Below are 23,057 nucleotides of genomic sequence, written 5' to 3'. Positions count from 1 at the left end.
CCTCAGGTCGTGGTGGAGCGTCAGGTGGTGGCGTCCGGTGCGGCCGGGGTTTCCGGCTCCGGCCGGCGCCGCCACGGGTGCAGGAACCCCGCGACGATCTCCCCGGTGCCGGGGAAGGAGGCCGGGTCGTGGAGACCGACGGCGGCGGGTTCGCGGCCGGGGTGCCAGGTGAAGCTGCCGAAGAGGTGGTCCCAGCACGAGAGGTCGGAGCCGTAGTGGCCGGCTTCGGACAGGTCGGTGCTGTGGTGCAGGCGGTGCTGTTCGGGACTGGCCAGCAGATGGTTGAACCGGCCGATGCGGACGTCGATGTTGGCGTGGACGAAGTACCCCTGGGCGACGACGAAGAGCCCGGTGACCAGCACGGCCGAGCGGGAGAAGCCGGCCAGGGCCAGAGTCAGCTGGACGAGGCTCTGGGCGAGCACGATGTCCAGCACGTGGTTGACGCCGTTGTTGGCGACGTTGACCTTGTCCGGGACGTGGTGCACCCCGTGCAGGCGCCACAGGAGGGCGCTGGTGTGGCCGAGGCGGTGCACCAGGTAGCTGACGAGTGATCCGGCCAGCAGGGCGCCCGGGATCTCGGCCCAGAGGTGGTGGCTCCGCTCTTCGGCAGAGATCCACCCCACGGCGGCGGTGACCAGAAGTTGTGCCAGCCCACTTCCGGCCATGGTGAGCAGGAAGTAGACGCCGTACCAGCGCCACTCGTCCTTTCCCGGGTGCCAGCTCCGGGCATAGGGAATCAGTTGTTCGAGAAGGGCCAGATACGCGAGAGTACCGATGAGGAAAAGCGGGCTCACGATGGCCGGATCCCAGCGCAGAACCAATGCTGACGCGCCGACAAGGACGACGGCCAGCAAGAGGAGTGGATAGGCGGCCGCACGGAGGACGGAAGCCGGGGAGATTCCGACCGCACTCTTTCCGCCGTCCGCATATCCAGACGAATTGATCTCGCCATCGGCGGACCGTTCGCACTCGTCCATCCGTGACCCTCCACAGGAGATGGGATCTAGGAGAGAACATCGCATCGGTGCAGCTCAAGGGCGGCCGAGGGGTCGATGGGCACCCCGGGGTGCGAGCGGATCACTCATGCACCGATCAATTCCGGACACCCGGCTCCGGCGAAACGGGCCGTGGCGTGAACCGATGCCCCCCAGCTCCATCGGCCCAGATCATTCATTTCCGAATCCCACGGCTTTAACCACCACCTCGCCATCGAATTGGCGGCCTCTTCACGGGCGTTCGCCGCACACCACGGGTGAACACGTTTCCCAAGGCGTGGAGAATGCGGGAAATCCGCCATGACAGCTGCGCGAGTCAATTTGTACGAGGAATTTCCTCATAGGATCATCCCTGTGCCGTGTGACGGGCGCATGAATACGCGCCGTGATGTGCATGCGTACGCGGCGGCGCACTCCGGGCCAGAGGCCGTGCGCCCGCGTACGGGTCGGCGTGAGGCGTCCTTTCACGGGTGGGGACACCCTGCGATGATCGGCGCCGAACCGCGAGCCCGCCCCGGGCGGGTGCCGCGGTGACGGACTGTCGGCGCCACGACCGTGACCCGGGCCGGGCGCCCACGAGCGAGGGAGTCTCCTTGAGTTACGACGTCAGCACGGTGCGCGCGCAGTTTCCCGCCCTCCAGGCCGGTACGGCCCACTTCGACGGCCCCGGCGGCACACAGACCCCCGCGCCCGTCATCGCGGCCTTCACCGAGGCGCTGAGCCGGCCGCTGTCGATCCGGGGCACCACCCTGCCCGGCGAGGTGCACGCGGAGACGATCGTCGGCGAGTTCAGACAGGCGCTGGCGGATCTGCTGGGCGCGGACCCGGGCGGGATCGTCCACGGACGCAGCTCCACCCAGCTGACGTACGACATCTCCCGTGCTCTGTCGCGGAGTTGGGCGCCGGGCGACGAGGTGGTGGTCAGCCGGCTGGACCATGACGCCAACATCCGCCCCTGGGTGCAGGCGGCCGAGCGGGCCGGTGCGGTGGTGCGGTGGGCGGAGTTCGACCCGGCCACCGGGGAGCTGCCCACGGAGGCCGTCGGCGCGCTGCTCACCGAGCGGACCCGGCTGGTGGCGGTCACCGGGGCCTCCAACCTGATCGGCACCCGGCCCGATGTCGCCGCGATCGGTGAGCTGGTCCACCGGGCCGGTGCGCTGTTCCATGTCGACGGGGTGCATCTGACGGCGCACGACTTCGTGGATGTGGAGCGGCTGGGCGCCGACTTCTTCGTCTGCTCGCCGTACAAGTTCTTCGGCCCCCACCACGGTGTGCTCGCCGCCCGCCCGGAGCTGCTGGAGGCCCTGCGGCCGGACAAGCTGGTGCCGTCCAGCGACGCCGTCCCCGAGCGCTTCGAGCTCGGCACCCTCCCGTACGAGTCGCTGGCGGCGACCCGGGCCGCCGTCGACTTCATCGCGGACCTGGGTCCCGGCGGCGCGGCGGGGGGCCGGCGGGACCGGCTGCGGTCCGCCTACGCGGCGATCGAGGCCCATGAGAGCGCCCTGCTGGAGGTGGCCGAGAAGGCGCTGGGCGAGCTCGGCGGGGTGACGGTGCACTCCCGGGCGGCCCAGCGGACGCCCACGCTGCTGCTCACCTTCGAGGGCCGGGACGCCTCGGACGCCTACCGCTTCCTCGCCCGGTCCGGCGTCCACGCCCCGGCCGGTTCCTTCTACGCCCTGGAGGCCTCCCGGCACCTGGGCCTCGGCGACGCGGGCGGTCTGCGGGTGGGGCTGTCCCCGTACAACGACGCGGACGATGTGGAGCGGCTGCTGACGGGGCTGGCGGACTTCCTGCGCTGAGGGGCGGGCGCCCGCCGGAGGTCAGCGGCGGCCGATGGCCGCGAGGGCGTCCACCGCCTCGGCGAGACCGGACGGATGGCGGGCACCGGGCGGCAGCTGCCCGGCCCAGCCCGGTCCGGCGGCCAGCACGACCGGCCGCCGGCGGGCGCCCCGCACGCCCCACTCGATGGACTCCACCCGCGCCACCAGCGCTCGGCTCGCGGTGGACCGGGACTGGGCCCAGAGCACGACGGCGGCGGGCCCGGTGCGCCGTACCGCCTCCTCCATCGCCTCCACCGGCAGGGCCGCGCCGAACATCCTTACCGGCAGGCCCTGTTGGGCCAGTCCGGCGGCGAGCGCCTCCAGGGCCAGCGTATGGCTCTCGCCCGGGGTGCAGGCCAGGAGCGAGACGCCTGAGCCGGCCACGGGCGGGCGCTGCGACGCGACCCTGCGCAGCGCGCTGGAGACATGCCAGGACAGGAGGTGTTCGACCTCGATGTAACGCTCCCCCGCCGTCTCCCATTTGCGGCCGACGGCGTGCAGCGTCGGCATGATGACCGACTCCCACGCGGCGAGCAGCCCGTGCCGGTCGATCGCCTCGGCCAGCAGGTCGTCCATGGCCTGCGCGTCGAGGCGGACGGCCGCCCTGGCGAGGCCTCGGCACTCCCGGCGGGCCCGGCCGACCGGGAGCGCCCCGGGGGTGTGGGAGGCGGGCCACCGGTCGCGGCTCCTCTGCTCGTCCCCGGTCTCCCGCCCATCGCGGCTCCTCTGCCCGTCCGGCCGCGCGGGAGCCTCCCGGGAGGTGCTCGCCAGGGCCGCGCGGGCGGCTTCGGCCGGGGGCATTCCCGCGCTCGTCAGGCCGCACATGCACTCCAACAGCCGAACGTCGGCCGCCGTCCACCGCCGGTGCCTGCCACCCTCGCGCGAGGCGGGGCCGATCCCGTAACGGCGGTCCCACGAGCGCAGCGTCGTCGGCGCCACCCCCAGCAGCCGGGCCACCGCCCCGGTGGTCAGGCCACCGACGGCGGGGTCTCTGGTGAGGGTGGAGACCGCATCGTCCATACAACCCACCATACGACGCAGAAACGATGCATGTTGCCCGGTGGCTCCCCGGCCGGTTGGCTGATGATCAGTGGGACGACGGCCGCGTCCGGAGGGCGCCGCGGCCTGCGCGGCGACCGCGCGCGGGCCGCCGCAACACGAGCGGCGGACGTGCGGCGGAGAGGACGGACATGACGGCACTCCTGAGCCCGGCCGGCACGGTGGCCGCGCTGCCCGCCCCGGCCGGGAACCGGCACGAGGACCGGCCCGAGGACCGGGTCGAGGGCCCTCCAGCGGACCGGATCGAGGCCGAACGGCTGGCCGCCGGGTTCGTACGCGGCGACGAGGACAGCTTCGCCCTCGTGTACCGCCGCTGGGGCGCCCTGGTGTACTCGCTGGCGGCGCGGTCCCTGGGGGACGCCCGGGAGGCCGAGGACGTGGCGCAGCAGACGTTCCTCGCCGCGTGGCGGGGCCGCCACGGCTACCACGCGGTGCGCGGACCGCTGCCGGGCTGGCTGGTCGGCATCGCCCGCCGCAAGATCGCCGACGCCCATGCGGCCCGTTCCCGGCGCACGGAGCTGGCGGCCGCCCACGCGGCGCGCGAGGGGTCCGACGCCCCCGGAACGGCCGAGCGGCCGGAGGCGGCGCTGGACCGGGTGCTGGTGACGCAGGAGCTGCGCAAGCTGCCCCCGGTCCAGCGTCGCATCCTCTGTCTGGCGTTCTTCGACGACCTCACCCACGTCCAGATCGCCGAGCGGACCGGCCTGCCGCTGGGCACAGTGAAGAGTCACGCCCGGCGCGCGATATTGCGCATCCGGCGCTCCGTCGCGGAGGGCTGTCCCGACGGAGTGGCGTGACGGGAGGGGGTGGGCCGCAGGCGGAAGGGGCGCAGGAAGGGGGCGCACGATCAGGGCCCGCCCGGGTCCCCTCACCAGGCACCGACAGGAGACGGCAATGAAACTGAGCGACGAACTCCCCGTGGACCACCGGCTCGCGACCGTTTACCGGATCGGAGCGGGACTCTGCGGGGTCATCCTTCTGGTCTTCGGCATCCTCGGCTTCACCAACCAGCTCGGCTTCTTCGAAACGAGCGGCGCTCAGGTCGCCGGGCTCTCCACCAACGGCCTGCTGAGCCTGATCTCCGTCGTGGTCGGCCTGGTGCTGATCGCCGGGGCGTCGATCGGCGGGAACGTCGCCTCGATGGTGAACATGACGGTCGGCACGCTCTTCCTGCTCAGCGGGTTCGTCCACATCTTCATCCTGGACAAGGGCGCCAACATCCTGGACTTCGGCATGTCCAACGTGATCTTCAGCTTCGTGATGGGGCTGCTCATCCTGACGTTCGGGATGTACGGCCGGGTCACCGGCGGGCTGCCGCACGACAACCCGTACTGGCGCAGCAGGCACCCCGAGCAGGCCGCCCGTGAGGACGCGACCCGCCGGGGTGCGACGGCGGCCGGGCCGCCCCGGGTGACCGGGGGCGGCGCCGGACGCACCGTGCGGTAGCCGGTCAGACCTTGCGGTAGCGGGCGTTGAACCAGGAGAAGACACCGAAGGCGACCAGGCCGAGGGCGATGATCACCAGGAGCCACGGGCCGACGGGGGTGTCGGTGAAGGAGCGCAGGGTGTCGTCCATCCCCTTGGTCTGGTCGGGGTCGTGGCTGATCGCCGCGGCGATGGCGAAGCCGCCCGCGGTGGCGAACACGGCACCGCGCGCCGAGCCGCCGAACACTCCGGTGAAGTCCACCGCGCGGCGCACCTTCTTCGACATCTCCGCCATCCTCAGGTGCTTGTGGTACTTCCGCATGATGGCCCGGACCGCGATCCAGATACCGGCACCGGCGACCCCCGCACCGCCGATGGCGACGATCCACTGGCCTCCGGGCCAGCCCAGCGCCATGGCGGTGACGTCCTGGGACCGCTCGTCGGACGAACCGCTGCCGCTGTCGGAGTCGCCTGCGGCGAAGGAGAGGACGGAGTAGGCGACGAAGCAGTAGAAGACGAAGCGTCCCCCGGCCATGGCCCGCTTGGTCGGCTTGTCGCCGTCGGGGCCGGCCGAGCCGAAGAGGGCCTCGGACAGCCGCCAGAGCGCCATGCCCACCAGGGCTATGCCCAGCAGCCACAACACGATCTTGCCGAACGGCTTCTCGGCTATCTCCGCGATCGCGCCACCCCGGTCCGCCTGCTTGCCGCCGCCTCCGGAGAGCGCGATCTGCAGGGCGAGGGCGCCCACGAGGACGTAGATGACTCCGCGGGCGCCGAACCCGGCACGGGCTCCGACCTCCACGGCGGTGCTGTTGGCGGCTCGCTGTGCCTGGCCGCGCCCCTGAGCTGCTGCTGAACGGGTATTCATGTCATGCCGGTTGCCCCGGTCCGGCGGATCAACTCCTGCCGGGTCAGGGCGGGGCCGCGGGGTCAGGGCCCGTGGACCCCGCGACGAGGGCGCATCCGCGGAATGCGCTCCGGGCAGACAAACAATCCGCACACCTTCCCATAAACGCGCGAATTACTTCTCCGCCGGTCGACTCATAGTCAACCGATCAACAGTTTCCGACAGCGGACAGTGAATTTCTTCTGCTCACGACAGAAAAGATTGTCCCGACTATCGTGAAGCATGTTGCTCCGCCGGTCCCGACGCGTCGGTTCTGCGTCGAAACCGACCACACCCGCACGTGGAGCGGGCGGTGGGCGCCGGGGCAGCGACGCCGACCTCCCCCTTGAGCTTTTCCGGCGACGCTTTCCCAGGCCTCACGAAATCGCCCGCCCAATTCTCTCTCCAGGGCTCTGCATTTGACCCGGAACCCCTTCTATGGGCTACTGGTTCCACGGCCTCCTATGACCGTACGGCGCGAATATCCCACCCCCACCCGCCGGAGGAGACACCATGACCATCACCCGCCTTCAGCGCACCGTCGCGGCCGCCGCCGCGCTCGCCCTGCCCGCCTCCATCGCGTTCTTCGCGCCGCAGGCGCAGGCGCAGGCTCCGGCTGAACCGTTCGGTCCGGCTTGCGCGTCCGTCCCCAAGGAGGGGGCGGGTAGCCTTGAGGGCATGGCGAAGGATCCGGTCGCCACCGCCGCCTCCAACAACCCCGAACTCTCCACCCTCGTCAGCGCCCTCCAGAAGGCCGGCCTGGTGGACACCCTCAACAACGCCAAGAACATCACGGTGTTCGCGCCGACGAACGACGCCTTCAAGAAGATCCCGCAGGCCGACCTCAACGCGCTCCTCAACAACAAGGAGGAGCTCACCAAGGTGCTGACGTACCACGTGGTGGGCGAGAAGCTCACGACGAAGCAGCTCGAGGACGGCACCTACAAGACCCTTCAGGGCACCGATCTCACGGTGAAGGGGTCCGGTTCCGACTTCACGGTGAACGACTCCTCGAAGATCGTCTGTGGCAATGTGCCGACGGCCAACGCCACGGTCAACCTGGTCGACACGGTGCTCATGCCGACGTCGTGACCGCAGCCGGGCAGCCGTCGTGACGGCGCCCACGAGGCAGGGCCGGTGCCCGGACCGCGTGACGGTCCGGGCACCGGCCCTCTGCGTGGGTTCTATACGCTGAGTACGTGACCAGCGCTGACAGCCGACAGACCCGGAGCGGCGCCTCGGACCCCGCCGCTCCCCCGGAACCCGGGCCCACGGCCGATCTCCAGGCGTTCGCGGTCGAACTCCGCCGGATGAACGGCGAGATCAACCGGATGACCCACGGCTTCGCGGCGCACCAGCAGCTCCACCCCACGGATGTCTCCGCCCTGGCGGCCATCCTCGACGCGCCCGCCCCTCTGACGCCGGGCGCGCTGCGCGAGCATCTGGGGCTCACGTCGGGCGCGGTGACCGCCTGCCTCGACCGGCTGGAGCGGGCCGGACACATCCGGCGGGCCCGCGAGAGCGCCGATCGCCGGGTGGTGCACATCCACTACGAGGCGAGCGCCCGGATGGCCGCCCGCGACTACTTCATGCCGCTCGCCGAGGCCACGGCCCGGGCGCGGGCACGCTTCGGCGAGGCGGAGCTCACGACCGTCCTGCGCTTCCTCGCGGCGATGAACGAGGAGCTGTCCGAGGCTCCCCCGGCTGGCCACTGAGCCCTTTCGACGCGCCACGCGACGGTCTGTCCGGCCGCCGCACCGTCCGCACTCTCCGCGGCGGGGCGCTGAGGTTTTCCCCCGCCGGCCGCATCCATGAGGGGACGGCCCGCCGAATCCCTCCCCGTACGCTCCCCGGCATGTGCCCTAGAGGAGGCCCGGCCGACTCCCGGCACGAGGCCTCCGCTAATGTATTTCAACGATTGAGATTGTTCACCGTTGAGGCACTTCTCGCACCCCGGGAGAGGCATGTTCACCCCTGCACGGTCGGCCCGCTGGCTGATCCCTGTCGTCCTGCTGATCGCCTGGTTCGGTATCGGCGGCGGGCTCGGTCCGTACGCGGGCAAGCTCGGCGAGGTCGCCACCAACGACCAGGCATCCTTCCTGCCCCAGAATGCCGAGTCCACGCAAGTCATCGACGCGCAGAAGGCGTTCCAGCAGGACGAGAGCCTCCCCGTCATCCTCGTATGGACGTCGAAGGACGAGGGCACTCCGGTGGGCGAGGCCCAGCGGGAAGCGGCCACCGGCGCTCTGGCCTCGCTCGCGGGCACCGAGGGCGTCGTGGGGAAGGCGTCCCCCGCGCTGCCCTCCGAGGACGGCCTCGCGCTCCAGGGCATCGTGCAGCTGAGCCCCGGCCTCGGGGACGAGCTGCCGACGGTGCTGGCGGAGGTCGAGAAGGCCGGTGCGGGCGTACCCGGCACCACCGTGCAGCTCGCGGGCCCCGCCGCGAGTCAGGCCGATCTCTCCGACGCCTTCGCGGGCATCGACGGGCTGCTCCTCGGGGTGGCCCTGATCACCGTGCTGGTCATCCTGCTGCTGGTGTACCGCAGTGTGCTGCTGCCCTTCCTCATCATCCTGGGTGCGGTCTTCGCCCTGGGACTGGCCTGCGCGATCGTCTATGTGCTCGCCGACCACGACATCGTGCGGGTGGACGGCCAGGTACAGGGCATCCTGTCGATCCTGGTGATCGGCGCCGCGACGGACTACGCACTGCTGCTGACCGCCCGCTTCCGGGAGGAACTGGCCGTCCAGGGCGACCGGTTCGCCGCGATGCGGGTGGCACTGCGTGAGTCCTTCGGCCCGATCACGGCCAGCGCCGCGACGGTGGCCGTGGGGCTGCTCGCCCTGCTGCTCAGCGACCTCACCAACAACCGGGCGCTCGGTCCGGTGGGCGCGATCGGCATCGTCTGCTCGGTCCTGAGCGCCCTCACCTTCCTGCCCGCCGCCCTGGTGCTGCTGGGCCGCAGGGCGTACTGGCCGGCGAAGCCCAAACCGGCCGAGGACGGGATCGGCGGCCACGGCATCTGGAGCAAGGTCGCCGCACTGGTCGACCGGGCTCCCCGCAAGGTCTGGGCGATCACTCTCGGCGTCCTGATCGCCTGTGCCGCGTTCGCCCCCACGCTCACCTCCAAGGGCGTGCCGCTGGACGAGATCTTCGTCAACGACGCCCCGTCCGTGGCCGCCCAGCAGACGCTGGGCGAGCACTTCCCCGGCGGCTCCGGCAACCCGGCGGTGATCATCGCGGCGGCCGACAGGCTGGACCAGGTGAGCGAGGCCGCGAGCCGCACCGACGGGGTGGCCTCGGTCGCCCCGGTGAGCGAGGGCGGCCGGCCCGGCGGCGAGCCCTTGATCGTCGACGGCAAGGTACGGATCGACGCGACCCTGAAGGCGGCGGCCGACAGCGACGCCGCCAAGGAGACGGTCGCCGCCCTGCGCGAGGCGGTGCACGAGGTGCCGGGCTCGGACGCCCTGGTCGGCGGCTACACGGCGCAGCAGTACGACACCCAGCGCACGGCCGAGGACGACCGGACGCTGATCGTGCCGGTGGTGCTGGCGATCATCCTGGTGATCCTGGTCTTCCTGCTCCGTTCGCTGCTGATGCCCGTGCTGCTGGTGACCACGGTCGCGCTGAACTTCCTGGCCACGCTGGGGATCTCGTCGCTGGTCTTCACCCATGTGTTCGGCTTCAGCGGTACGGATTCCTCGGTGCCGCTGTACGGGTTCGTGTTCCTGGTCGCCCTCGGCGTCGACTACAACATCTTCCTGATGTCCCGGGTCCGCGAGGAGTCCTTGCGGCACGGCACCCGGGAGGGCATCCTGCGCGGGCTGACCACGACCGGCGGGGTCATCACGTCGGCCGGGGTCGTCCTCGCGGCCACGTTCGCCGCCCTGGGCGTCATTCCGCTGGCGTTCCTCGTCCAGATCGCCTTCATCGTCGCCTTCGGTGTCCTGCTGGACACCCTGGTCGTCCGCTCGCTCCTCGTCCCGGCGCTGGTGCGGGACATCGGGCCGAAGGCGTGGTGGCCGGGGGTGCTGAGCCGCGAGAGCGCGGACGGTCAGCGCGGAGCGACGCCGGGGGCCGTGGGGCGGTAGGCGCTCAACGCCCAGATCACGAAGATGTCCACCCCGATCATGAGCACCGACCACACCGGCGCGTAGGGCAGGAAGAGGAACTGCGCGAACAGGGCGAGGGAGGCGAAGACGATACCGGCCACCCGGGCCCATCCCGCGCCCTTGAGGAGCCCGGCGCCGGTGATCGCGGCGCAGACGCCGAGCACCAGGTGGATCCAGCCCCAGCTGGTGAGGCTGAACCGGTAGAGGTAGTCGCCGACGGTGCCGTAGACGTCGCTGTCACCCAGGGCCGCGATGCCCTGGAGCGCCGCGACGACACCCTGGCAGAGCATCAGCACCCCGGCGAACAGCACCCCTCCGGTGACCCAGGCGCTCCCCGGGTCGGGCACCGGAGGAGGACCGGAGGAACCGTCGTACAGCCGCGGGTCCTCGCTCATCGCGCTGTCTCCCGCTCCTCGTCGGCCTGCCCCTTGGCGCGCTTGCCGACCACCGCGGCAGCGGCGGCCGCGCTGCCCGCGAAGGCGAGGGCGACCATCCAGGGCCGGTCGAAGATGTGGCACGTGACGTGGTCCACCGAGTAGCGGCCGGGGCCGGTCAGCCCGATGGCGGCCGCGGTGAAGCCGAGGAACGCCGGGTACTCGTAGCCGCCGCCCTGCGCGAAGAAGCCCGCGGGCGCGTGCACGGCCACCGCTCCGGCCATCGCCCCGGCGGCCGCGGCCCCGGCGGCGGGGGTGGCGAGCCCGAGGGCCAGCAGCGCCCCGCCGCCCGCCTCGCCGAGACCGGCCGCCACGGCGCTGTGCTTGGGCGGATGGAAGCCCATGGCTTCCATCGCGGCCGTGGTGCCCTGGATACCTCCGCCGCCGAACCAGCCGGCCAGCTTCTGGCTGCCGTGGGCGGCGAGCACCGCGCCGGTACCGACGCGCAGGGCGAGCAGGCCGAGATCACGCCGGTTGACGCAGACCATGGGAACTCCCGGGGTGAGGGGTTTGGCTGTGGATCCCACTCTCGTCGGCCGGTGCGGGGCGGGCCCGGCCGAGTACGCCGAACGGGTCACGGGCCGGGCGCCACAAGGCCGGGCGGGAGGGGCGGGCATGCGACGCAGATCATTGTGCAACTTGTTGCATAGGCGCATCGCCGTGGTCTACAACTGACGCGACGACCCTGTGCGGAGGAGACCCGGATGAGCCTGTACCCGACCTTGCTGAGCCCGCTGGACCTCGGGTTCACCACCCTCCCCAACCGGGTGCTCATGGGTCCATGCACATCGGCCTGGAGGAGGCAGAGCGCGGCTTCGAGCGGATGGCGGCCTTCTACGCGGAGCGCGCCCGGGGCGGTGTCGGTCTGATGGTCACCGGCGGCATCGCCCCCAGCGAGCGGGCCTGCTCCTTCCCCGGCGGGGCGAAGATGACGACCGAGGCGGAGGCGGAGCAGCACCGGGAGATCACCTCGGCGGTCCATGCGGCGGGCGGCCGGATCGCGATGCAGATCCTGCACTTCGGACGGTACGCACACCACCCGGACCTGGTGGCACCGAGCGCGCTCAAGGCGCCCATCAGCGGGTTCACCCCGAACGCCCTGACGGACGCCGAGGTCGAGGAGACCGTCGAGGAGTTCGCCCGGGCGGCGGAGCTGGCACAGCTCGCCGGGTACGACGGCGTCGAGATCATGGGGTCCGAGGGCTACCTGATCAACGAGTTCATCGTCTCCGCCACCAACCACCGCACCGACCGCTGGGGCGGCTCGTACGAGAACCGCATCCGGTTCCCCGTCGAGATCGTGCGCCGGGTGCGCGAGCGGGTCGGCAGCGACTTCATCCTGATCTACCGCCTCTCCATGCTGGACCTGGTGCCGGGCGGCTCCACACTGGAGGAGGTCGTGACGCTGGCCAAGGAGATCGAGGCGGCGGGCGCGACGATCATCAACACCGGCATCGGCTGGCACGAGGCGCGCATCCCCACCATCGCCACCTCCGTGCCGCGCGCGGCCTTCACCTGGGTGACCGAGAAGGTGCGCGGGGCCGTCTCCGTACCGCTGGTGACGAGCAACCGCATCAACACCCCCGAGGTCGCCGAGGAGGTCCTCGCCTCGGGCCGGGCGGACATGGTCTCGATGGCGCGGCCCTTCCTCGCCGATCCGGAGTTCGTCGCCAAGGCGGCGGCGGGCCGGGCGGACGCGATCAACACCTGCATCGGCTGCAACCAGGCCTGCCTGGACCACATCTTCAGCCTCCAGATCACCTCCTGCCTGGTCAACCCGCGCGCCTGCCATGAGACCGAGCTGGTCCTGAGCCCCACCCGGACCCGCAAACGCGTCGCCGTGGTCGGTGCCGGTCCGGCGGGCCTCGCCTGCTCGGTGACGGCGGCCGAGCGGGGGCACGCGGTGACGCTGTTCGACTCGGCGGACGAGATCGGCGGGCAGCTCAACGTGGCCCGCCGGGTGCCGGGCAAGGAAGAGTTCAACGAGACCCTGCGCTACTTCCGTACGCGACTGGCCGAGCTGGACGTCGAGGTGCGCCTGTCCACCTGGGCGGACGCCGGAACGCTGGACGGCTTCGACGAGATCGTGCTCGCCACCGGGGTGGAGCCGCGCATCCCCGCGATCCCCGGCACGGACCACCCCGATGTGGTCAGCTATCTGGACGTGCTGCGGGACGGGGTTCCGGTCGGCGACCGGGTCGCGATCGTGGGCGCGGGCGGCATCGGCTTCGACGTCGCGGAGTTCCTCACCGACGGCGGCGACGCGGCGAGCCTGGACGCGGAGACGTTCTTCCGGCAGTGGGGCGTGGACACGGCCTACGAGGAGCGCGGCGGCCTGCGCGCCCCCGAGCGCCTCAAGACGCCCCGTACCGTCCACCTCGTCCAGCGCAAGACCACCAAGGTCGGAGCGGGCCTCGGCAAGACGACCGGCTGGATCCACCGCACCGAACTGCGCCACCGGGGCGTCGAGATGATCGCCGGCGCCTCCTACGACCTCATCGACGACGAAGGCCTCCACCTCACCATCGACGGCGAGCGGCGGGTGCTGGCGGTGGACACCGTGGTGCTCTGCGCGGGCCAGGAACCGCGCCGCGAGCTGTACGAGGAGCTGCGCGCGGCGGGCGGCCCGGTCCATCTGATCGGCGGCGCGGACGTGGCGGCCGAGCTGGACGCGAAGCGGGCGATCCGCCAGGGCACGGAGCTGGCCGCGGCGCTGTGAGTACGCGTCCTGCTGTGAGCCCGTTCTTGGCTGTGAGTACGCGTCCCGCTGTGCGCTCCCGTCCTTAGGATGCACGTCATGTCACTGCCGCACGCGATTCTCACCGCCCTGCTGGAGAAGCCGTCCTCCGGTCTGGAGCTGACCCGCAGGTTCGACCGGTCGATCGGCTACTTCTGGTCCTCCACGCACCAGCAGATCTATCGCGAGCTGGGAAGACTGGAGCAGGCGGGACGGATCAGGGCGCTGCCCGCGACGGCTCCGGCCCGGGGGCAGAAGAAGGAGTACGAGGTGCTGCCCGCCGGCCGCGAGGAGTTGGCGGCCTGGGTGGCGTCCCCCGAGGACCCGCGCCCGGTGCGCGATCCGCTGCTCCTGCGGATGCGGGCTGCGGCGGTCGTCGGGGTGAACGGGATGGGGGCGGAGCTGCGCCGCCATCTGGCTTTGCACGAGCGGCAGTTGGCGGAGTACCGCGCGATCGAGGAGCGGGACTTCACTCCGGCGCCCGAGGCCGACGCGGACCGGCTGCGCCATCTGGTGCTGCGGGGCGGCATCGATCTGGAGACGTTCTGGATCAGCTGGCTGACGCGCGCCACCGGTGACCTGGACGACTGAGCGTCGCGGGTGGGGCCGCCGGGTCGCGCTACGGGCGGGAGCCGAGGGCTGCGCGTAGCCGGAGGCGGCCGTTCGTTCGGATGGGGCCGAAAGCCGCGCGTGACGGGCGGGGCGGAAGGCCGTGCGTTACGGCGCCGCCGACGGCCGCCCGTCGCGGGGAGCGGCCCGCGCGTGACGGCCCGGAGCCGACGGCCGCCCGTGGCCGGGGCCGCTCGTCACGGGTGGGGGCGGCCGCCCGCCGGTACGGCGAAGGGTTCCGCGCCGAGCTCTGTGGCGTCCACACGCCGTGGGCTGCCGATGACCACCCGGGAACGGACCGGGCCCACCACCGGCTCAGCGGCCGCGACCACGTCACCCGGGTCCGCGCGGCGCGCCTGGGCCCGGCTCAGCAGGATCACCCCGCGTACGGCGGCGGCCGTACCGAGCAGCGCCAGGACCAGGCTGACGGGCCCGCTCTGGAGGCGTTCGCCGAGGAGGGCCAGGCCGATCGCGGCGGCGGCCACCGGGTTGGCGAGGGTGACGACGGCGAGCGGCGCGCCGAGGCCGCCCCGGTAGGCGGTCTGCGACAGCAGCAGGCCGCCCATCGCGAAGGCGGAGACGAGCAGCGCCACCGTCAGCAGCCGCCAGCTGAACAGCGGGCCGCCGGAGTGGTCGGTGACGGCGACCGTCAGGGTCTGGGTCAGCGCGGAGGCGACGCCCGACGTGATGCCGGAGGCCGCCGCGTGCCGCAGCCCCGGCCGGGCGCCCGGCCGGCTGAGCCCGGCGACGACCGCCATGGTGGCGGCGCCGACGCCGAGGGCCTCGGGAAGGGTGAGGGTCTCGTGCGGGGCGGAGCCGCCCGCCGTCAGGAGCAGCGCGCCGAGGCCGAGCAGGGTGAGGACCGTGCCCCGCCACTCGGTGCGCCCGACCCGGCGTCCGGCGGCGCGCGCGCCGAGCGGTACGGCGGCGACGAGCGTGAGCGCGCCGAGCGGCTGGACGAGGGTGAGCGGGCCGTAGTTGAGCGCGGCGACATGGAGGAGCGCTCCCCCGGCGTTGAGGCCGACCGCCGACCACCAGGCGCCCCGGCCGAGCAGGCGCAGAACACCGGTGGAGGGCTCGGTGCGCCCGGCCAGCCGGGACTGGGCGACGGCGGCGGCCGCGTAGGCACCGGCGGAGACGAGGGAGAGCGCGACGGCGATCAGCGTGGCGTTCATCGGCCGGCTCCGGACCCGGCGGGGGTGCGTGCGGGGTGCGCGTCCCCGACGACGTACGGCTCAGTCCCCGCACCGGCACCGGGGGCGGGGGCGTACGAGCGCACCGTCGCACCCGCGCCCGGGACGGCGTAGGCCGGTACGCGCGCACCCTCTCCGCGCACCACACCGGCGCCCGCCGTCCACGGCAGGTGCGCCGGTACGTCACGGGCCGCGAGGGGCAACCGGAGCGCGGCGAGCGCCACCGCGAGCAACGCCACGACCACGATCGCGTCCAGCCAGTAGTGGTTGGCGGTGCCCACGACGACGAGCAGCGTGACCGCCGGGTGCAGCAGCCAGAGCCAGCGCCACCGGGAGCGGGTGGCGACGATCAGCCCGACGGCCACCATCACGGCCCAGCCGACGTGCAGCGAGGGCATCGCGGCGAACTGGTTGGCCATCGTGTCGGTCGCGGGCGTGGCGCCGTACACCGTCGGCCCGTAGACCTGGCCGGTGTCGACCAGCGCGGCGGCCGGGAGCATCCGGGGCGGGGCGAGCGGGAGGAGCAGGTGGAGCGCGAGGGCGGAGCCGGTGAGCACCGCGAGGACGCGCCGCGACCAGAGGTAGTGGAGCGGGCGGCGCCAGTAGAGCCAGACCAGGAAGAGGACCGTGGCGGGGAAGTGCACGGTGGCGTAGTACGTGTTCGCGGCGTGGATCAGTGTCCGGCTGTGCAGCAGCACACCCTGGACGACACCTTCGCCCGGGAGGTGCAGCCCTCGTTCGAGGTCCCAGACGTGCCCGGCGTTGCGGAACGCCTCCTCGACGTGGCCGTTGGCCGCCCGGCGGCCGAACTTGTAGGCCAGGAAGAGTCCGGCCACGAGAAGGAACTCGCGGACGAGGGGCGGTCGGGCACGTATGTCCGGCTCCTGGTCCGTGGGCTCGGTGCGGGCGTACGTCACCCGGTGCCCCCTTGGATGCGAAGCGGTGTCAGGACGGCATGGCGAACCCATGCCGAATCGATACGCCAGTGTACCGATACGTCGGCGTATCGGTACACGCACGTATCGGTACACTGGCGTACCGAGAGCCTCGCCGCACCGCCGCAGGAGGGACCGTCCATGCCGTCGCCCGATTCCGTACAGGAGTCAGCCCTCGCTTCCCGCCGGTCGAAGATCACGCCGGAGCGCGCGCAGGAGCTCTACACGGCGGTGCTGGACCTCCTGCGGGAGAGCGGTTACGAGTCGCTGACCATGGAGGGCGTCGCCGCCCGCACGCGGTGCGGCAAGTCGACGCTGTACCGGCAGTGGGGATCGAAGCCGGAGCTGGTCGTGGCCGCGCTGCACGGCACCCGGCGGATGCGACTGCCGGACATCGACACCGGGACGCTGGCCGGGGACCTCCTGGAGGCGGCCCGGGCGATCGGCGAGGCTTCGGAGCGTGACACCCCGCTGATGCACGCGCTCAGCCATGCGGCGCTCCAGAGCCCCGAGCTGCTGTGCGCCCTGCGCGAGGCGCTGATCGTGCCGGAGATCGCGGCGATCGACGCGATGGTCCGGCGGGCCCAGGCCCGCGGCGAGATCGCGGCGGACCTGCCGGGCGCGGAGTACGTGGCGGCCCAGCTGCTCGGCGTGATGCGTGCGCGGCCGCTGCTGGAGGGGCGGTACGCGGACGCGGCATACCTCACCGGGTTCGTCGAGAAGGCGATCCTGCCCGGACTCGGACTCACGGCGGGGACGCCGGAGCCCTGACAGACACGGACTCGGGTACGCCCGGGACCGGAGAGACACGGACTCGGATACGCCCGGGTCCTGACAGACGTGGACCGTCCGTCCCAGCGGATGGGGGCGGTCCACCCGGCGCCGCACCGTGGGGACGGGGGCGGCGCAACGCCCGGCCGGCCGGTGAACTCTTCGGAGCTCACCGGCCGCCCGTGTTTCCGGGCAGTCGCCGGCCCGCTGTCACCCATGACAAGCGATTGGTAGATTCCGCGTCCACGCACGCGGGAGGCGGACCATGGAGCTGGGCAATCCGATCGACTTCAACGGGCGGGTGGCGATCGTCACCGGCGGCACCCAGGGCATCGGTGCCGTGATCGCGGAGGCCTTCCTCGCGGCGGGCGCGGAGGTCATGGTCTGCGCCCGCACCACCCCTGCCGCACTGCCGTCCTCCGGCGGCCGGCACGCCGCCTTCCACCCCACGGACGTCCGGGACCCGGCGGCGGCAGCCCGACTGGTGGCCGCCACAGCCGAAGAGTTCGGCCGACTCGACATCCTCGTCAACAACGCCGGCGGCTCCCCCGACGCCGACGCGGCCACCGTCTCCCCCCGCTTCGTCGAGAAGGTCGTCGCCCTCAATCTCCTCGCCCCCTTCTACGTGGCCCAGGCCGCCAACCTGGCCATGCGGGAACAGCCCGAGGGCGGCTGCGTGATCAACATCGGCAGCGTCTCGGCCCATGACCCGCAGCCGGGCACCGCCGCCTACTCGGCGGCGAAGGCGGGACTGCTCGGCCTCACCCGGGCCCTGGCCCTGGAGTGGGCGCCGAAGGTCCGGGTGAACCACATCACCGCGGGGCTCATCCGCACCGCGAGCGCCGCCGAGCTCTACGGCGAGGACTCGGGCGCCACGGTGGCGGGCATCGTCCCGATGCGGCGGCTGGCGGTTCCGGCGGACGTGGCGCACGCCTGCCTCTGGCTCGCCGGGCCGCATTCCTCGTACGTCAACGGGGCCGACCTGGCCGTGCACGGCGGTGGCGAGATCCCGGCCAGGGACCTGGCCCGCAGGAACACCGGCCCAGCCCCCTTCTCGTCACCTTGACCATATAGGCCATCACCCTTAATCGTCGCAGTGACGAGATCACGTACGAGTCCGCGTACGAGCCCTAGGGGACCCCATGGCCGACATCACCCGCCGCTTCGGCTGGCGCCATCTGCGCTCCGCGCCCACCGCCCACATCCGCCACCACAAGCGCGGCGAGCTCGCCCACGACGGGCGTGGCCTCAGCTTCTGGTACCGGTCGCTGTCGGCGGCGCTCTCCGAGGTGCCGGTCGACGACCGGGAGCTGGCCATGGCGTTCCACGCCCGTACGGCGGACTTCCAGGACGTCACCGTGCAGGCCACCGTCACCTACCGGGTCAGCGACCCGGCCCTGGCGGCCGACCGGCTGGACTTCTCCGTGGACCCGGACACCGGGAGCTGGCGCAGTGCGCCCCTGGAGCAGATCGCCACCCTGCTCACCGAGACCGCGCAGCAGCACACGCTGGACGTCCTGGCCCGTACCCCGCTCGCGCAGGCCCTGGTGGACGGGGTCGCCTCGGTACGGGAACGGGTCGCCACCGGCCTCGCCGCCGAGCCGCGACTGCCCGCCACCGGCATCGACGTGGTCGCCGTGCGGGTCGTCGCGATCCGCCCCGAGGCCGAGGTGGAGCGCGCCCTGCGCACCCCGGCACGTGAGCAGATCCAGCAGGAGGCGGACCGGGCCACCTACGAGCGGCGGGCGGTGGCCGTGGAGCGCGAGCGCGCCATCGCCGAGAACGAGCTGGCGAGCCAGATCGAACTGGCCCGGCGCGAAGAACAGCTGGTCGACCAGCGCGGCACCAACGCGCGCCGGGAGGCGGAGGAGAAGGCCGCGGCCGACGGCGTACGGACGGAGGCCGAGGCGTCCCGCAAGGTGCGGCTGGCCCGGGCGGACGCCGAGGCGGCACGCGAGACGGGTTCGGCGCGCGCCGAGGCCCAGGCCGCCTGGCTGCGGGTGCACGGCGAGGTCGACCCGGCCACGCTGCACGCCCTGGCGGCGACCCGGCTCGCGGAGAACGTGCCGCGCATCGAGAGCCTCACCCTCTCCCCCGACATCCTCACCGGGCTCCTCGCCAAGCTCGGCCGCGCGGAGGGCGGTGCGGGAGCGTGAGCCTGGCGCCGCGGGCGGTGCTCGTCCACCGCAGGACGGAGTACGAGGAGCTGCTCGCCCGGCACGGCACACACGGGCAGGCCGCGTTCTTCCTGTCCAGCCGGGGCCGCGCGATCGACGAGGTGGCCCGGCGCCATGAACGTACGCGGCAGGCCCTGCGGGACGTGGCGGCGGCCGTGCCGCTGACCTGGCGCTCCACCCGGGTGGAGCGGGCGGATCTGGACCGGTTCCTGTTCGCCCCCGAGGACGTGGTGGTCGTGGTGGGCCAGGACGGGCTGGTCGCCAACGCCGCAAAGTACCTGTCCGGGCAGCCGGTGGTGGGCATCGACACCGACCCCGGGCGCAACCCCGGTGTCCTGGTCCGCCACCGCTGCGCCGACGCGGCGGCCCTGCTCCGCGCGGCGACGGCCGCCGGGTCCGCCGTCGACGCGCTGACCATGGTCGAGGCGGTCGCCGACGACACGCAGCGGCTGCTCGCGCTCAACGAGATCTACCTGGGCCCGCCCGGCCACCAGACGGCCCGCTACCGCCTGGGCCCCGACGGCGATCCGGCCCCCGGCGAGGCGCAGGCCTCCTCCGGGGTCCTGGTCGGCACGGGCACCGGTGCCACCGGCTGGCTGCGCTCGCTCTGGCTGGAGCGCGGCAGCACCACCCCGCTGCCCGCGCCGAGCGACCCCCGGCTCCTCTGGTTCGTCCGCGAGGCCTGGCCCTCACCCGCCACCGGCACCTCGCTGGTCTCCGGCGAACTGGGCCCGCGTCAGGGGCTGCGGCTGACCGTGGAGTCGGACCGGATCGTGGTCTTCGGGGACGGGATGGAGTCGGACGCGCTGGAGCTGACCTGGGGTCAGAGCGTACGGCTGGGCATCTCGGCGACCGCGCTGCGGCTGGTGGTCTGAGCGGGGCCGGGGCCTGGATGTCGTTACGGTGTTCCGTACCCGACGGCCCCGTAGAAGCCCCCCGGAGAGCGGAGATCCAGCACCATGCCCACCGAGACCCCCGATTCCCTCACCGGCCCCGCCCGCAACACGCGTCCGCCCACGGCACAGGCGGCCCTCGGGGTCGGCGTGATCGTCGAGGACGGCCGGGGACGCGTGCTGCTGGGGCGCCACCACAGCGGTACCTGGGAGCTGCCCGGCGGCAAGGTCGACCCGACGCACGAGTCGGTCGCGGCGGCCGCCGCGCGTGAGCTGCGCGAGGAGACCGGTCTCACCGTGGACGAGGGCGCGGTGGACGTCTTCGCGATGCTCCACGACGTGATCGGCGGGATCAACCGGATCAGCATGGGCGCTCTCGTACGCCTGAACTCCGGGCTGCCCGAGGTCACCGAGCCACACCTGATCAGCGCCTGGCGGTGGACCGCCCCCGAGGAGCTGCCCGCACCGCTGTTCGACCCGTCGGCTCAGATCCTGGCGGCTTGGCGCCCGGACCTCGGCCTCACCCACCCGCCCGCGCACCTGCTGCGGATCACCGGCGCCGAGGAGCCCTCGGGGCGGTGAGGGGCCGCGGAGCCTGTGAAGAGCCCACCGGGCCGATGGGCTTCATCGTCGGCGGCCCGGTCAGCGCGATGCCTCCCGGTCCCGCAGCAGCCTGGTGATCTGCTGGACGATCTCCTTGTCGCTCGCGGCGGCTCCGGCCTTGCCGGAAACGAGGTCGTGGAGCCGTTCGGTGGTCAGGAAGTCGTAGGCGCGCTCCGCCTCCCGGCCGGGCACCTTGTCGTACTGTTCGGAGGCCCGGAATCCGACGGTCAGGTCGACGGCCTTGGCGATGAGCCACGTCAGGACGAACGAGAACGCCATCACGGCGACGATCGCCACGAGCTGTTTGCCGAGCAGAGCCCAGCCACCGCCCTCGAGAAGCCCCTTCTGGCCGCTGATCCGCGCGGTCGCGAACAGGCCGACCATGATCAGCCCGATCAAGCCGCCCACACCGTGCACACCGACCACATCGAGGGTGTCGTCGATGCCGAAGCGGTACTTGAGGGTGACCGCGAAGGCGCTCACCGCGCCCACGACCAGGCCGGTGACGACCGCGCCCAGGGTGTTGATCTCACCGCAGGCAGGCGTGATGGCCACCATGCCCGCTACGGCGGACGAGACGACGCCCATCGTGCTGATGCTCCCGGTGCGCCACTTCTCGACCAGCGGCCAGGTCACCATGGCGCCCGCGGCGCCCAGCTGCGTGTTGAGGAAGGCAGCTGCGGCGGTCCCCTGGTCGGTCAGTGCGGAGCCCGAGTTGAACCCGAACCAGCCGAACCAGAGGAGCCCCGCACCGATGACGACCAGCGGGATGTTGTTGGGCCGGTCCTCGCGGCGCGCGAAGTCGCGGGGCGCCCGCAGCACCAGGGCCACGGCCAGACCGGCGACCCCGGAGTTGAGTTCCACCGGCAGCCCGCCGGCGAAGTCCAGCGCGCCCAGATGCTTGACGATCCAGCCGTCCTCGTCGAACACCCAGTGGGCGAGCGGCACATAGACGATCAGCAGCCACAGGAAGACGAAGACCAGCCAGCCCTTCATCGTGGCGCGGTCGGCGATCGAACCGCTGATCAGGGCCACGGTGATGATCGCGAACCCCATCTGGAACGTGGCGTAGACGTAGGTGGGGATGGAGCCGGTCAGCGTGGTGAGCCCGATGCCGTTCATGAAGGCGTGGTCGAGGTTGCCGATGAGCCCCGCTCCCCCGACATCGGGTCCGAAGGCCAGGGTGTAGCCGACGGCCCACCACACCAGCGTCCCGAAGGCCAGCGCGGCGAAGCTCATCTTGATCATCATCAGGACGTGCTTGGTGCGCACCATGCCGCCGTAGAAGAACGCCAGTGCCGGCGTCATCAGCAGCACCATGGCCGTGGCGGCGAGCAGCCAGGCCGTGTCGCCGGAGTCGTACGCGGGTGGCATCGGTGCGGGTGCGGTGATCATCGGCGGGGTACCTCGCTGAAGGTCTCGACGGAGCGGGGGCGGATGACGGCGCGCGCTACGGCTTGCGCACCGGCGGGGCCGGGCAGCCGGTGAGGAGCCGGTGCACGGCGGACCAGGCCGCCGTCTGCGCGGCGACGACCCGGACGGAACTGTCGTCCAGGAGCCGCAGCCAGGCGCCGCACTCCCGGGGCAGCACACTCACGCCGTACGTGACTCCGTGGCCGGCCACCGCCTCGTGCAGGGCATCGGCGACCTCGGTGGCCGGGGCCCGGTCGGTGACGGCGTAGAGCGAGCTGACGTGGTCGTGCCCGGCGAACACGGCCGGGCCGAGGACCCCGGCCCGGTCCGTGTCCGGGCGTAGCCGCTGGGTGTCCACGGCCAGGAGCGTGCCGTCGGGCCGGCTGATGCGGAGATCGGCGGCGAGCACCCGGTAGGCGTGCCGCTCGCCCCGCGCGAGCCGCCCCGCGGTCACGGTGTCGCCCAGCACGACGGTGGCGCCGGGCGCCACGGTGACCTCGGTGCGCTGGTAGAAGCGCGATCCCGCGAACGGGATCAGGGGGTCCGGCAGGTACTCCACGTAGGAGCCCTCGTCGGCCGTCAGGTGGACCCGCTGGGCGGCGTAGTCGTGTTCCATCCGGAAGACCTTGGTCGCGGCCTGGGTCGTCAGGTGCACCTGGGTGCCGGGGCCGCACCGGAAGTCCATCCGGTAGCGGTCGGCCTGCGCCACCCCGCCCCCGGTGGCCATCAGGCAGACGTAGGTCATGGCGGGCATGGCGGGGTCGGTCCAGAGCGGGCGGATGATCTGGAGTGGCGACTTCTGGTACCGCCGGACCAGTTCGGTGCGCCCGCCCCGGACCGCGAAGCCGAGGTCGAGGATGCCGACCTTGGCCGGGGAGCCGGGGGCGAGCGTGTCCGGCGCGGAACTCAGGGCCGCCACCTCGGGAGGCAGCCGGTCGATGCCGTAGTACCGCTCGTCGAGCCGGTCCGGCCCGTTCGCCGTCGGCAGGGCCGTCATG

The 23,057-nt window shown here is 72.4% G+C and carries 21 protein-coding genes and 1 pseudogene; 13 read left to right on the top strand and 9 right to left on the bottom strand.

Annotated features, from left to right (window positions below):
* Positions 1–20: 20 nt before the first annotated feature.
* Positions 21–977: a sterol desaturase family protein gene (locus D6270_RS30625; protein ID WP_109162466.1), complete on the bottom strand. Its 957-nt coding sequence runs from the start codon at positions 975–977 to the stop codon at positions 21–23.
* Positions 978–1,588: 611 nt separating this feature from the next.
* On the opposite strand from D6270_RS30625, the gene D6270_RS30620 reads away from it, so the two are divergent.
* Positions 1,589–2,794, top strand: coding sequence for a cysteine desulfurase-like protein (locus D6270_RS30620; RefSeq protein WP_109162467.1), 1,206 nt, complete (start codon positions 1,589–1,591; stop codon positions 2,792–2,794).
* A 21-nt stretch (positions 2,795–2,815) separates the two neighbouring features.
* Here the strand turns inward: D6270_RS30620 and D6270_RS30615 are convergent, their stop codons facing one another.
* Positions 2,816–3,835, bottom strand: coding sequence for a MerR family transcriptional regulator (locus D6270_RS30615; protein ID WP_109162468.1), 1,020 nt, complete (start codon positions 3,833–3,835; stop codon positions 2,816–2,818).
* A 170-nt stretch (positions 3,836–4,005) separates the two neighbouring features.
* Between D6270_RS30615 and D6270_RS30610 the strand changes: the two genes are divergently transcribed.
* Both D6270_RS30610 and D6270_RS30605 read left to right on the top strand, forming a co-directional pair.
* Positions 4,006–4,671, top strand: coding sequence for an RNA polymerase sigma factor (locus D6270_RS30610; RefSeq protein ID WP_109162469.1), 666 nt, complete (start codon positions 4,006–4,008; stop codon positions 4,669–4,671).
* Positions 4,672–4,768: 97 nt separating this feature from the next.
* Entirely contained in the window at positions 4,769–5,320 is a 552-nt protein-coding gene (locus D6270_RS30605) for a DUF4383 domain-containing protein (RefSeq protein WP_109162470.1), read from the top strand.
* 4 nt (positions 5,321–5,324) lie between these two features.
* On the opposite strand, the gene D6270_RS30600 is transcribed toward D6270_RS30605, so the two are convergent.
* A complete protein-coding gene (locus D6270_RS30600; protein ID WP_109162471.1) occupies positions 5,325–6,167 on the bottom strand; it encodes a DUF1206 domain-containing protein in 843 nt (280 codons plus the stop codon).
* Positions 6,168–6,698: 531 nt separating this feature from the next.
* Here D6270_RS30600 and D6270_RS30595 point away from each other — a divergent pair.
* The 3 genes from D6270_RS30595 (at position 6,699) to D6270_RS30585 (ending at position 10,273) form a co-directional block, all read left to right on the top strand.
* Entirely contained in the window at positions 6,699–7,277 is a 579-nt protein-coding gene (locus D6270_RS30595; RefSeq protein WP_109162472.1) for a fasciclin domain-containing protein, read from the top strand.
* Positions 7,278–7,384: 107 nt separating this feature from the next.
* Complete coding sequence (locus D6270_RS30590) at positions 7,385–7,900, top strand: MarR family winged helix-turn-helix transcriptional regulator (RefSeq protein ID WP_109162473.1); 516 nt, start codon at positions 7,385–7,387, stop codon at positions 7,898–7,900.
* A 249-nt stretch (positions 7,901–8,149) separates the two neighbouring features.
* Entirely contained in the window at positions 8,150–10,273 is a 2,124-nt protein-coding gene (locus tag D6270_RS30585; protein ID WP_109162474.1) for an MMPL family transporter, read from the top strand.
* Here D6270_RS30585 and D6270_RS30580 read toward each other — a convergent pair.
* Positions 10,237–10,689, bottom strand: coding sequence for a DUF7144 family membrane protein (locus D6270_RS30580; protein ID WP_204117033.1), 453 nt, complete (start codon positions 10,687–10,689; stop codon positions 10,237–10,239). The two genes, D6270_RS30585 and D6270_RS30580, sit on opposite strands and share 37 nt — an antisense overlap.
* Positions 10,686–11,216, bottom strand: coding sequence for a DoxX family protein (locus D6270_RS30575; protein ID WP_109162475.1), 531 nt, complete (start codon positions 11,214–11,216; stop codon positions 10,686–10,688). The genes D6270_RS30580 and D6270_RS30575 overlap by 4 nt, the downstream gene beginning before the upstream one ends.
* 216 nt (positions 11,217–11,432) lie before the next feature.
* Between D6270_RS30575 and D6270_RS30570 the strand changes: the two are divergent.
* Positions 11,433–13,447: pseudogene (locus tag D6270_RS30570) on the top strand (FAD-dependent oxidoreductase).
* Positions 13,448–13,525: 78 nt separating this feature from the next.
* Complete coding sequence (locus tag D6270_RS30565; protein ID WP_109162477.1) at positions 13,526–14,056, top strand: PadR family transcriptional regulator; 531 nt, start codon at positions 13,526–13,528, stop codon at positions 14,054–14,056.
* Positions 14,057–14,271: 215 nt separating this feature from the next.
* Here the strand turns inward: D6270_RS30565 and D6270_RS30560 are convergent, their stop codons facing one another.
* On the bottom strand, positions 14,272–15,249 hold the full coding sequence (locus D6270_RS30560) for a DMT family protein (protein ID WP_109162478.1): 978 nt from the start codon (positions 15,247–15,249) through the stop codon (positions 14,272–14,274).
* The gene (locus D6270_RS30555; RefSeq protein WP_109162479.1) at positions 15,246–16,184 is read right to left on the bottom strand and encodes a phosphatase PAP2 family protein; all 939 of its coding nucleotides are present in this window, start codon (positions 16,182–16,184) and stop codon (positions 15,246–15,248) included. The genes D6270_RS30560 and D6270_RS30555 overlap by 4 nt, the downstream gene beginning before the upstream one ends.
* A gap of 159 nt (positions 16,185–16,343) precedes the next feature.
* On the opposite strand from D6270_RS30555, the gene D6270_RS30550 reads away from it, so the two are divergent.
* From D6270_RS30550 to D6270_RS30530, 5 genes are all read left to right on the top strand, one after another.
* Entirely contained in the window at positions 16,344–16,973 is a 630-nt protein-coding gene (locus tag D6270_RS30550; RefSeq protein ID WP_109162480.1) for a TetR/AcrR family transcriptional regulator, read from the top strand.
* Between the two features lie 265 nt (positions 16,974–17,238).
* Positions 17,239–18,039 (top strand): SDR family oxidoreductase, encoded by an 801-nt coding sequence (locus tag D6270_RS30545; RefSeq protein ID WP_109162481.1) that lies wholly within the window; start codon positions 17,239–17,241, stop codon positions 18,037–18,039.
* Between the two features lie 76 nt (positions 18,040–18,115).
* Positions 18,116–19,129 (top strand): SPFH domain-containing protein, encoded by a 1,014-nt coding sequence (locus D6270_RS30540; RefSeq protein ID WP_109162482.1) that lies wholly within the window; start codon positions 18,116–18,118, stop codon positions 19,127–19,129.
* Positions 19,126–20,025 (top strand): hypothetical protein, encoded by a 900-nt coding sequence (locus D6270_RS30535; protein ID WP_109162483.1) that lies wholly within the window; start codon positions 19,126–19,128, stop codon positions 20,023–20,025. The genes D6270_RS30540 and D6270_RS30535 overlap by 4 nt, the downstream gene beginning before the upstream one ends.
* A gap of 84 nt (positions 20,026–20,109) precedes the next feature.
* Positions 20,110–20,625, top strand: coding sequence for a nucleotide triphosphate diphosphatase NUDT15 (locus tag D6270_RS30530; RefSeq protein WP_109162484.1), 516 nt, complete (start codon positions 20,110–20,112; stop codon positions 20,623–20,625).
* A 60-nt stretch (positions 20,626–20,685) separates the two neighbouring features.
* Here D6270_RS30530 and D6270_RS30525 read toward each other — a convergent pair whose 3' ends face one another.
* Both D6270_RS30525 and D6270_RS30520 read right to left on the bottom strand, forming a co-directional pair.
* Complete coding sequence (locus tag D6270_RS30525) at positions 20,686–22,041, bottom strand: ammonium transporter (protein WP_109162485.1); 1,356 nt, start codon at positions 22,039–22,041, stop codon at positions 20,686–20,688.
* A gap of 55 nt (positions 22,042–22,096) precedes the next feature.
* The gene (locus tag D6270_RS30520; RefSeq protein ID WP_109162486.1) at positions 22,097–23,056 is read right to left on the bottom strand and encodes an urease accessory protein UreD; all 960 of its coding nucleotides are present in this window, start codon (positions 23,054–23,056) and stop codon (positions 22,097–22,099) included.
* Position 23,057 lies beyond the last annotated feature (1 nt).

The organism is Streptomyces griseus subsp. griseus, assembly GCF_003610995.1.
Taxonomy (GTDB): Bacteria; Actinomycetota; Actinomycetes; order Streptomycetales; family Streptomycetaceae; genus Streptomyces.
Note: the sequence above shows the minus strand (reverse complement) of the source record. Positions and strands in the feature narration are given on the sequence as shown.